This window comes from Dendronalium sp. ChiSLP03b (genome assembly GCF_034531165.2).
Taxonomy (GTDB): domain Bacteria; phylum Cyanobacteriota; class Cyanobacteriia; order Cyanobacteriales; family Nostocaceae; genus Dendronalium; species Dendronalium minutum.
In genome coordinates this window covers 26240-37231 of record NZ_JAVRBR020000041.1, presented here as the reverse complement: position 1 = coordinate 37231, position 10992 = coordinate 26240, and the positions used below count along the sequence as shown (strand labels likewise).

The following is a 10992-nucleotide window of genomic DNA, read 5'->3' as shown; positions in this document are numbered from 1 at the left end:
TTTCCTACTTTAGTGGTGGTTTTGAGTGCAACAATCACCAAAAAACTACAAAAAATCCTGAAATCTATATAAATTAATGGTTTCATATATCCACTTCAGGCTACAACACCTTAGAATGATTCATTGAAAAGTCGAGCCGATGGGATTTACAGCCGTTTTGAGTATAAGTACTCCCAAAGGACGACTTTTGTATTTCTCTCAACAGAGATTTCAGTAAGGATGTACCATGATGCATCCGTAAAGAATCTCAAGTAAACCTGAAGGAGTTTGACATGAACAAAGGTGAATTGGTTGATGCCGTAGCTGAAAAGGCTAGTGTTACCAAAAAACAAGCGGATGCAGTGTTAACAGCCGCTTTGGAAACGATTATTGAAGCTGTCTCTTCTGGCGATAAAGTAACGTTGGTAGGATTCGGCTCCTTTGAGTCACGGGAACGTAAAGCCCGTGAAGGTCGTAACCCCAAGACCAATGAAAAGATGGAAATTCCAGCGACTAAGGTTCCTGCCTTCTCGGCTGGTAAGCTTTTTAGGGAAAGGGTAGCACCCCCAAAATCCTAGGTTCTGTCTTAGGGAAACTTTTGATGCAGCAACCAGCTCATGGGGGAAATTTAGCCTGGGCAGCAGCACTGGCTGGCTGTCCCCCTGAGGCTATTCTGGATTTTTCTGCCAGCATTAGCCCATTGGGGCCGCCTAACAGCGCGATCGCTGCTATTCAGTCCCAAATTGGTAATCTTAGGCACTATCCAGATCCAGATTACAGTGAACTGAGACTTGCTCTCAGTCACTTCCATCAATTGCCGCCTGAGTGGATTCTGCCTGGAAACGGCTCAGCAGAATTACTGACTTTAGCGGGTAAGGAATTAGCAAAATTAGCTGCAACAACGTTAATCACTCCAGCCTTTGGCGATTACTACCGTACCCTGGCAGCGTACAACGTTAAAGTACTGGAGTTTCCCCTAGATTTGAGGGGACAAGGAGATAAGGGGGACACGGAGACAAGGGGACAAGAAGGACAAAGGAGACAAGGGGTAACAATCGAAGAAAATTCCCCCCTGCCCCTCTGCCCCTCTTGCCCTCTGCTCCCCAAACCCGAAAAGAGCGGATTATTGTTGAATAATCCCCACAACCCGACGGGAAAACTATTTTCGCGAGAGGCAATTTTGCCTTACCTGGAGCAGTTTGCTTTAGTAGTGGTGGATGAAGCCTTTATGGACTTTTTGCATCCTGATGAGGAACAAAGCCTGATTCCGGTGGTGCAGAAATATGCGAATTTAGTAGTATTGCGATCGCTGACGAAATTTTACAGTCTTCCGGGACTAAGACTAGGATATGCGATCGCCCACCCCGACCGCCTTGCTATATGGCAGTTGTGGCGCGATCCTTGGCCTGTAAACACCTTGGCGGCAGCGGCGGCAGTTGCTGCACTCCAGGATCGGGAATTTCAAGAGCAAACCTGGAAATGGCTACCACCTGCACGAAACCAACTCTTTGCGGGTTTAGCCGCCATCTCAGGATTGCAGCCTCAAGAAAGTGCTGCTAACTTTTTACTCGTTGAGTCACAACAGTCGAGTTCTCAGTTGCAGCAACAATTACTTCAACATCACCAGATTTTAATTCGTGATTGCCTTAGTTTTAAAGAACTAGGCGATCGCTTTTTCCGAGTTGCTGTGCGTTCTGAGTCTGATAATCAGCGCTTAATACAAGTGCTGAGGAGCCACTGCGTTGCGGAGGTTCCCTCCGTTGTCGCAAGTGGCGCTGCTGAATGCTAAGTTTTGTGTCAGTTGTCAGTTGTTTCTTATTTGCTACTGACAACTGGCAACTGACAACTGACAACTGAACTAATGACTACTGATTACGATGTCGTGATTATTGGTGGCAGTCTTACCGGACGCTACGCTGCCTTAGCTGCAACCCAACTACACGCTACGGTTGCCTTAGTGGAATCCCAAGTAAATTATGGGTTTATTCATCACCAGACTATGAGCGAAATCGGCAAACTCACTCAAGGTTTAAGTGATGCAGTTAATTTTGGTATTCATGCTACACAAGCTAATACCTCAGACAAATGCCAAATATCCATAGCATGGCAAGAGACAATGCAGTATACTCACGGCATCGTCTCAAATATCCAAGAACAGAATTCTCCTGCTATCCTAGCCGCGCAAGGGGTCGATGTGATTTTTGGCAAGGGTCAATTTCAATCTTCACCCCATCTGGCATTTACCGTTAATAATCGTCTACTGCGTGGTCGCACTTATTTACTGGCTAGTGGTTCCCATCCAGCAATTCCGGAGATTAATGGATTGCAAACTACTGGTTATCTGACCTTATCTAATATTTGGCAGTCCCTTAAAAAATCGACACTACCGAAAAATTGGGTAATTATCGGCGGTGTGCCCCAAAGTATTGAAATAGCTCAAACTCTAGCACGCTTGAGTTGCAGCGTCACGCTAGTAGTCAAGCATAGCTCTATTTTGCCGTACATTGACTCAGAGATAGCCCAACTGCTTCAAGCACAGTTGGAAGTCGATGGTATACGCGTGCTTACGCAAACCCCAGTAACTCAGGCGATGCGAATCGAAGATAAAAAGTGGATTCAGGCAGCAGATAAGGCAATTGAAACTGATGAAATTTTAGTGGCAATAGGACAGCAGCCTAATATTGAATCTTTAAATTTGGCAGCCGTAGGAGTGAAATGGCAGCGGCGTAGGCTAGTTGTAAATGATAAATTGCAAACTACTAACCGCCGTATTTACGCTTGTGGTGATGTGATAGGTGGTTATGACTTCGGTAATGTTGCTAATTACGAAGCCAAAATCGCTTTGAAAAATGCACTCTTTTTCCCTAGGTTCCCAGTCAATTATCAGTGTATTCCTTGGGCGATATTTTCTGACCCGATGTTGGCGCAAGTGGGTTTGACAGAAGCACAGGCAAAACGCCGATTTAGTCGAAATGAGGTTTTAGTATTGCGGCAGTATTATAAATCAGCCACAATTGCCCAACTGCGGGGCGATACTACAGGTATTTGTAAATTAATTGTGCTAAGAAATGGAGAAATTTTAGGAGCTACTGTGTTGGGGACAGAAGCTAGAGAATTAATTAATCTTATTGCTCTTGCTATGTCCCAAAAAATTCCAGTCAAGCATCTAGCAAATTTATCTGCTGTTTATCCCAGTTACTCGGAAATTCTTGAACAAACAGCACAAGAATGGAGTAAGCATAGGTTAAGCAATAATGCTTTACAAGATTTTCTCGAAGGCTTCTTCCATTTCCGCCGTAATTGGAATTTGTGAGTCAGTGGTTAGTGGTCAGTAGCTAATGACTAAGGACAAACCCTGCATTACTATCCAGGCGACTCCTGCCGCTACCAAAGGCACACTGAGATTATCCGTACCATGGGGCGAGACAGCCTCAGCTAAAGTCGCAAAAGTTGCACTGACTAAAGCTGTTAAAAACGCCCGTCCTGCACCTATGGAAACTGATAGGGGGCTGAGTAACGAACTAGGCAATAATAGCAACACTAGGAATATCGCCACCGTACTGGTCAGGAACATGACCACCGAACCTTCCCAGGAACGCACAGAATTTCCCACTTGGTATTTATGCTGCCCAAAACGCCTGCCAATTAGTGCTGCCAAGGCATCTCCCCAAGTCATCGCCATTACCCCAGCCACGGCTATGGGAGCATTATCTACCGGGCTGTCTGGTCGCCACAGTAACCCGAATAGCAACGTCACAGAAATAGCAAAATAGACAGTTCCCGGCGAACTATCTTCAGTGTCCATTGCGCTTATAACTCGGTAGCGGTAGAACAAATAGTTGAGTCCGATAAATGTAGCAAAGGGCAGAATACCGATTTCCCAATGTTTAAACAGTAGCAGTACGCCGAAAACCCACATTCCTGCACCAATATGGATAACTTTGCGGGTCAGTTCTGGTTTGACACCAAACAGCCTACGTAGTCCCTCGCCAAGGATAAGTAGACTGATAGCGTATGTATAGGAGGCTGCAAGCCCAATAAAATTGCTATTAGTCACATTAGTCAATAGTTATTTATTATTTATTCTCTACTCCCCCTGCTATCATTTTGGTCGTTCATCGTTGCGTTTGAAGTTTTTTTCTTGTAACGATACACTGCCAATACCTTGAAGAATACCACGACCAATTAAACCCAGACCACGACCAATTACTTGGGTGAGAACGAAGACAATACCACTTCCTACAAAAGATAATAACGATCGCAGACGCGGGGCGATCGCATCTCGAAATTCAATTATCAGCGTTACTAATAGGGGAATTCCAGAAAGCTGCGCTAATTCCTGACGACGGGGAGCATAAATTGAAATTTTGGCAATACCGCGAGATGCTAATACAAATAGTTCATAGCGACTTTCAAAAATTCTTTGGGCTTCTTTTGCATAATTATTCAAACGGTATTTCCATGATAAATCATTTCTAAAGCGTTCGATGTCTCGTGTAGAAATTAATTTCCGGCTGTAAAAATTTTGCTTAATTGCTTCTACATCTGCTAGATAATTTAGTATAGGCTGCATTACAGCATTCGCTACTAGAATCAACAAATTTTCTAGTAGATTTTCTGCTTGCGACTTAGCTTCAGTACTACCAGATAAATAATAGGTATTATCAATATATAAATCTGTTTGAAATAGTAGATAAGACAATAAGTCAACAAGTAAAGGAATTCTGTTTAAAATCTCTTGTTGCACAACTTCAGGATTTTGCAGCAATACCTTGACAACTTCTATATTCTGCTTGCCTAAAGGCACACGAGAAAATTTTCCAAAAAAATCTATAATTGTTGCTTGCCATAAATCAAGTAATATGGTCGGTTTTAAATCGTCTAATTGATTAATTGTGATTTGAGCAATACGCAGTTCATCTAACTGTTGAGCAAGTTTTTGCAGAATTAGATAAAGTAATTCCCTTTTTTTTTCTTCACGAAGGATGTCAATTTCCAAGGGTTCATCTGTCAGATTTTGTAAAGGTAATTGCAGTTTAGTAACACAAGTTGAAAACAAGGCAGCTTGCAGCGCTCTTGGGCTAAGTAGAAATGATGCAGTTGGCTGGTCAACAACACTACTCAATGGGGGAATTACAGGAAGTTGTTGACTAGAAGCGATGAATTGCTGCTGTTCCTGTTGTCTTTCTTGTGGTAATAGCAACAAACGATTGAGCAGCCAACGAGCTGCCAGCAGTTCTCGTCGCTGTCCAGCTAGAACTGCTCGATCTAGCAGTGGTAATCCAGGGATTTTTAATTGTGCGGTTACTGACTCTAGGGCAGCATTAATATGACCAACTCCTGACAAACGCCAATTTTGCCGCAGCTTAGCAAAAGGGAGAGGTGAGTGCTGAGTGCTGTTAGCGATAGCGGGGTGTTTAGCCCGTACTGAGTCACCGAAGTTTGCTCGGAGGGGAACCACGCCAGTTCCTTTAACGGGGGGAACCCCCGCAACAGACTGGCTCCTCCTTGCAACTTTTCGCTGAGTGTTGAGTGCTGAATTCTCCCTCTGCTCCCCTGCCCCTCTGCTCCCCTGCCCCTCTGCCCCTCTGCTCCCCTGCCCCTCTGCTCCTCGGCCCCTCTGCTCCCCTGCACCGCTTTCGCTAGACCAATGGGAACCGCCAGCTGCTACTTCTTCGATAGCAGCCACTAGTTCGGAAACGGGAGTGCCTTTAGGACAGTAGCCTTCTAGACCTGTAGCTTTTGCTGCTAAAAGCACTCCTGGCTCTTGAACCGAACTGAGGAGAAAAATAGGTAGTTTAGGGTACAAAGCTTTCAGTTGCCGACATAATTGTAAACCTTGCTGCTGGCTGGAAGTGGAGCGACTATTACCTAATTCCAAAACCACCAAATTTACTTGATTAAGGTCTTGCTGGGCGAGTTCCGCTAGTATCTGCAAAGCCGCAGTATCTGTTTGTGCTTCTGATAGCACTTGTAAATTAGGATTTTCTTCTAAGGCTACCCGTAGTCCTAGCCGGAAGATGGGGTCTTGGTCAATTAACAATAATTTTAAAGGGCGATCGCTCATAGTCAGCTTAAATACATGAGTATCCCGCTTGAAGTTGTTTACAGCCATCAATCAACAATTACAATGGGATATTTTTATTTGTCAGTTCTTAAGCATAGTCCTCCTTATTGTTACCTGTTTTCGTGAACTAATAAATGGATGATAATTGCCATAGGCAGGTATTTATCATGTAATTAAATGAACTTGAGTATTCGGCATTGGTTGGCAGAACGCCATATCGAAATCAATCAAATCAGTGGGTTCTCATCTGGGCAATTGGCAGGTATTGCCTACCGTATTGCTCAGGATATGGAAGTCAAAAGCCTCATGCCGTTCGACATCTGTACCCTAGCAGAAGTCTTAGAACTACCCTTAAGTATTGTTGGCGAAGAAATTCCTATAATTGCTTCACTGACCGAAAGTTTATTACGTAGTCTCAGCCAAAAAAAAGCCTTAAAACGCAACGAAGGTACATGGCTGGCGTTTCAAATCGCCTATCTGCAAGCTTTGCGGCAAGTTCTAGACCAGGAAGAACATCTGCAAAGACCTTGGTTAAACCGGGCCATGATACCCTTGCAACCAAAAATAGTTAAAGAGGGAGTCGGCAAACTCATTCTCCCAGATGCTCAACTGCATGGGCTATTGAAAACTCTCAGTCCAGGTAAACTAACTGACACTCAAGCCGAACAAGCACTTAGTTTGGTAGCGGACTCATTACTAGTGCAACAGATGAACAATGCTACTGTCGCTTGGTTTGTTGCCAATGGTGCTGAAGAACTGGAAGCTAAACTGTTAACGCAGCGTTTGGCACACGCACTTACGGGACACGTGCTGATAGTTATTGCTCAAAATGCTCCACCTTTAGCTCAACTACAAAAATTTTTCCGGGTAGGAAATTTATTACCTACCAACTTCGCTGCTAGTAATATCGATAACCCAGAAGCTGGACTGGTAGGAATATCTTTTGCTGAGAAGGTAGGCGACAAAATTGACTTGTATCGGCAAAAGCATCGAGCTAGTTTGCTACAAATTCTCAGTACGCCGTTGCTGATGGAGTCATTTGCCCTCAAGGATATCTATGTTCCTCTGAGTGGATTACCAATAGAGGAAAGTAGTGCCAAGGCAGATAAAAAAACTGCCTCACCAATGGATTTAGGGACATGGGCACAGCAACAATTAGCTGATTTAGAAACTGTTGCTGTCATTGAGTCAGAACCTGGTGGTGGTAAAACCAGTTTCTGCCAAATCTGGGCAGCACAGTTGGCGCGAGAACTTTACCCTACTTGGATGCCAATTATAATTCGACTGCGAGATGTTAAGTACGGCAGCACTTTAGTAGAAACTTTGAATTCTGGTTTTCCAGGAAATTTTGATATCAACTTAAGTAATTGGCTAGAGCAAGACCATCCTCAATGTCTATTGTTACTCGATGGTTTGGATGAACTACCCCCCTCTAGTCAGGGCAAAAGAGCAAAAGCAATTTTTATTCAGCAGTTACTTAAATTTCAGTCTGAGCGGCGACATAAGATTGTGTTAACAAGTCGAACAACGACTTTACAAGAAATTTTCCTAGAGATACCGCTGCAATTACGACGAGCTGTCATCCAGCCATTGGAGGCAGAACAGCTAAAGCAATGGTTTCAACAGTGGGCAACAGTACAATCATTACCCATTGCTCAAAATTTCTTTACATTCTTAAAACAAGCAGGGTTATTTGCTAGCAAACCTAAGTTATTGGAACTTTCTGTACTTGTCCGTCAACCTCTGATGCTTTATCTGTTAGGTGTTTTACACCGTGACGGACTACTAGATGATGAGATATTGCAATTAGCCGCTAATAGTCAACAAAATACTAGTTCTCCTTTACTATGGGAAATTTACCATCGCTTGAGCCGATGGTTATTGGGCTATCCCTTAACTGACGGCATTAAGGCAATGCTACTGCGGTCGGGGTCGGCTCATATCCATCGTACTCAAGAGGCGATCGCAAATCTGCTTTCTGGTCGCCATCCCCAAGACTTAATTGAGCAAATGCAAACAATCGCCCTGCAAATTTTGCACAGCGATCGCCATCAAGTTATTTTGCTTGAAGAATCAAATACTCTACCAACTTTCTATTTCAAAAGTTTCTCTACTCCCCACTCCCCACTCAAGACAGAATTCTCTCACCCCAAATTGGGAAAATACCTCTGTGCTGAAGCTATTGCCGCTCAATTACAAACTCTGACTCAATGCCAAGAAGATACCTACGGAACGTTTACTTTTATCCTCGAACCCAATAGCGTTGCCCAACACCTCTACAATTTACTCGGTTACGGTATTCTCAGTCAGGAAATTGAAGAACTGGCGATCGCAACGTTACGCCGTAAGCAAAAAAGTGATTCTTGGAAAATTTTATTGCAACGTCTTGAGTCTTTCTGGCGTGACTACTGTCAAGGTCGTTGGTTGGATGAAGGGATAGCACACAAAGCCTTAACTAATTTGCACGCGCTGCAAAACCCTATGAATGTTGAGCAGGTAAATGCCAATGTAGGAGTGAACATATTTTTATTACTTAGTGCTTGCTACCGGGAAATAAAAGTTCCGTTTTGCCCTTGCGGCGATCCAACCAGCGTGGCAGAGTTTTATCCAGAAGCCATGCTGGTACTAATTGGTAGAGCAGCAGTTTTATCAAATACTACTTTCACAAAGCGAATACAATCCCAATCTTTAGCTGGACTCAACCTCTCAAGAGCCACTTTGTCGCAAGTAACGTTAACTGGGGCAAATCTTGAGCAGACTAATTTATCAGATGCAGCGTTGATGGGAGCAAATTTAGCAGGTGCTAACCTGACTGGTGCTAACTTCGTCGGTGCTAACTTGACTGGCGCTAATCTCGTTGGTGCTAACCTGACTGATGCTAACCTCATCGGTGCTAACTTGACTGGCGCTAATCTCACCAAAGTAAATCTTCAAACTGCTAATCTTACCAACGCCTGCTTATGCGATGCCATACTCTCTGAGGCTGATAGAGAAATTGCTACCTTCAATGGTGCTTTGTTTTCTTTAGAGCAGTTCCAAACCCTGAAAAGTTTGCTGTCGCAGCAATCTCTCCTAAGTATTGATAATGCTACAGTCAACACAGACGTTTGGGTTAACAATACTTCCAAGATGAGTTTAATTGAAAGTTTAGAAGGTGAACCGATTTCGCCAATAGACTTATACGATGATGAGCCTGAGGATGAGACAGTTTTTGGTGTTAATCCTGGTGATTATGGTGATGAATAGTTGTTGGTTGTGAGTCAGTGTGGTCTTCTCCCAAGGGGAGACGCTAAAAGCGATGGGGGTTTCCCCCATGAATAACTGACGTTAGCGCAGCGTTAGCGATAGCGAAGCGTTAGCGAGTCTTCTCCCAAGGGGAGACGCTACGCGAACGAGCGTCGGAACGAGCGTCGGAACGAGCGTCACCCGAAGGGTCAATTATTATTTACGATTCACTACTGACTATTAATGTTTTGTTATGGCTTTTCTGGCGAATTGCGGTAGCCATAAAAATTAATAGTGTATTCAGTAATCCGTACTCCAGTTTGTTGCTCAACTAGACGAATAACTTCCTCTGGCAGTTCTACATGCACATCGAGGATTTGCTCGGTATCAAGACAGTTAACATGACTATGAGAATCACTGATATTGCCATATAAACGACCGTCGCAGCGTTCAATACACTCAATTATGCCTTGACTGGATAAGGCTTCTAGGTTTTGATATACAGAAGTATGACCAATGTCTTTACCCTGATGGTTCAGGCGATCGTAAATCTCTCTAGCTGAAAGATGTTCATTGACTTGCCATAACAGCTCCAGAATAAAGCGACGCTGGCGACTAACACGCATACCCAGAATTTGACACCGCTCCAGCGCATCTTCTAAGGAACGAATTGGTTTTGTAGATATTGCTAATTTTTGCATAGTTAAGTTTTTAACTATTGATGAGAATTTGCCCGTCTGAATGTTTATTTGGTTCTTTTTATCTGCAAGTTTATTAAACATCGCCATTTCGCCTCTATTTGTGTTCTTGCTAGCGCTCGCGGCGAAATTTACAGTCTGAGGTGATGATTGTGGTAGCTTGTTGGCGATTTTTTGTCGCACCCTAATCTAAAACAAACTCATTACAACTTTAACTTAAAATTACTAAAAATGTCTACCTAAAGGCGGGTGTTGTCGCTACTAGAGGGAACTGACGCAAATGAATGTTAAGTTAACCCTGTAATCACGTTAACGTTTTGTAGTTGATGGCGATAACACTCGACGAAAAGGCGTAGACACAGGTGATGTTCTAGGAAATAGACAAAGATGCGGGAGCATGTGCTTCTATTTTGCTGCCAGCATATGTAGCATCTATTGCTGAAAGCTGGTACTCTTGATTCTCAATCCTACTGTTGAGCATAAAGAAAGTGGCTGCTGAGTCAATGATAATCGCGATCGCACTCAATACTGACTCCATTAACAATCTGGATCTTTCGCCTGCATTAACGGTAATTGAGCAACTGTTGCAAGAAGGAGTCGCTTCCTATGAACAGCAACTGCGCTTTGATATCGACTATCCTCTAGAACCTGGCGATCCCCGCGAACTTTCAGAAATTCCAGAGTTGCGGCTATGGTTTGTCCGTTTGGATGCCAAATATCCCTGGTTGCCATTTTTACTCGATTGGAAAACTGGGGAATTAGCCCGTTATACCGCCATGCTTGTACCGCATCAATTTAGTTCTAAAGAAGGTATTCAGTACAATCCCGAAGCTTTGGAAATCTTTTTAATGCACAAAATTTTTGTTTTGAGTGATTGGCTCAAACAACAAGATATCCCCAGTTCATCGCGGCTGAAATCTATGGCGCAAATATTGGGTTACGAATTAGATGATGCCCTGTTTGAAATATTTTGAAAAGTTATGGGGTCTGGGGACTGAGGAACTGAGAACCCCCTCTGGGGAT

8 protein-coding genes are annotated in these 10992 nt (G+C 43.6%); 5 read left to right on the top strand and 3 right to left on the bottom strand.

Annotated elements, in window-relative coordinates; translation table 11 throughout:
* Nucleotides 1-272: 272 nt before the first annotated feature.
* The 3 genes from RMY31_RS09725 (at nt 273) to RMY31_RS09715 (ending at nt 3292) form a co-directional block, all read left to right on the top strand.
* Entirely contained in the window at nt 273-557 is a 285-nt protein-coding gene (locus RMY31_RS09725) for an HU family DNA-binding protein (protein WP_015111786.1), read from the top strand.
* Nucleotides 558-580: 23 nt separating this feature from the next.
* Nucleotides 581-1768, top strand: a complete 1188-nt coding sequence (gene cobD / locus RMY31_RS09720; RefSeq protein WP_322664734.1) for a threonine-phosphate decarboxylase CobD — start codon at nt 581-583, stop codon at nt 1766-1768.
* 72 nt (nt 1769-1840) lie between these two features.
* The gene (locus RMY31_RS09715) at nt 1841-3292 is read left to right on the top strand and encodes an NAD(P)/FAD-dependent oxidoreductase (RefSeq protein ID WP_322664732.1); all 1452 of its coding nucleotides are present in this window, start codon (nt 1841-1843) and stop codon (nt 3290-3292) included.
* A gap of 15 nt (nt 3293-3307) precedes the next feature.
* Here the strand turns inward: RMY31_RS09715 and RMY31_RS09710 are convergent, their stop codons facing one another.
* Both RMY31_RS09710 and RMY31_RS09705 read right to left on the bottom strand, forming a co-directional pair.
* Nucleotides 3308-4036, bottom strand: a complete 729-nt coding sequence (locus tag RMY31_RS09710) for a phosphatidate cytidylyltransferase (RefSeq protein WP_322664731.1) — start codon at nt 4034-4036, stop codon at nt 3308-3310.
* Nucleotides 4037-4081: 45 nt separating this feature from the next.
* Nucleotides 4082-6046 (bottom strand): DUF3685 domain-containing protein, encoded by a 1965-nt coding sequence (locus RMY31_RS09705; RefSeq protein ID WP_322664742.1) that lies wholly within the window; start codon nt 6044-6046, stop codon nt 4082-4084.
* Between the two features lie 177 nt (nt 6047-6223).
* Between RMY31_RS09705 and RMY31_RS09700 the strand changes: the two genes are divergently transcribed.
* Nucleotides 6224-9292: a pentapeptide repeat-containing protein gene (locus tag RMY31_RS09700; RefSeq protein ID WP_322664729.1), complete on the top strand. Its 3069-nt coding sequence runs from the start codon at nt 6224-6226 to the stop codon at nt 9290-9292.
* 230 nt (nt 9293-9522) lie between these two features.
* Here the strand turns inward: RMY31_RS09700 and RMY31_RS09695 are convergent, their stop codons facing one another.
* Nucleotides 9523-9972, bottom strand: coding sequence for a Fur family transcriptional regulator (locus RMY31_RS09695; protein WP_322664740.1), 450 nt, complete (start codon nt 9970-9972; stop codon nt 9523-9525).
* Nucleotides 9973-10472: 500 nt separating this feature from the next.
* On the opposite strand from RMY31_RS09695, the gene RMY31_RS09690 reads away from it, so the two are divergent.
* On the top strand, nt 10473-10943 hold the full coding sequence (locus RMY31_RS09690; protein WP_322664738.1) for a CRR6 family NdhI maturation factor: 471 nt from the start codon (nt 10473-10475) through the stop codon (nt 10941-10943).
* Nucleotides 10944-10992 lie beyond the last annotated feature (49 nt).

What these genes read in the sequence shown, in the direction of transcription:
- RMY31_RS09725 (WP_015111786.1), top strand. Translation starts at nt 273, where the DNA reads ATGAACAAAGGTGAATTGGTTGATGCCGTAGCTGAAAAGGCTAGTGTT.
- cobD (WP_322664734.1), top strand. Translation starts at nt 581, where the DNA reads ATGCAGCAACCAGCTCATGGGGGAAATTTAGCCTGGGCAGCAGCACTG.
- RMY31_RS09715 (WP_322664732.1), top strand. Translation starts at nt 1,841, where the DNA reads ATGACTACTGATTACGATGTCGTGATTATTGGTGGCAGTCTTACCGGA.
- RMY31_RS09705 (WP_322664742.1), bottom strand. Translation starts at nt 6,046, where the DNA reads ATGAGCGATCGCCCTTTAAAATTATTGTTAATTGACCAAGACCCCATC.
- RMY31_RS09700 (WP_322664729.1), top strand. Translation starts at nt 6,224, where the DNA reads ATGAACTTGAGTATTCGGCATTGGTTGGCAGAACGCCATATCGAAATC.
- RMY31_RS09695 (WP_322664740.1), bottom strand. Translation starts at nt 9,972, where the DNA reads ATGCAAAAATTAGCAATATCTACAAAACCAATTCGTTCCTTAGAAGAT.
- RMY31_RS09690 (WP_322664738.1), top strand. Translation starts at nt 10,473, where the DNA reads ATGATAATCGCGATCGCACTCAATACTGACTCCATTAACAATCTGGAT.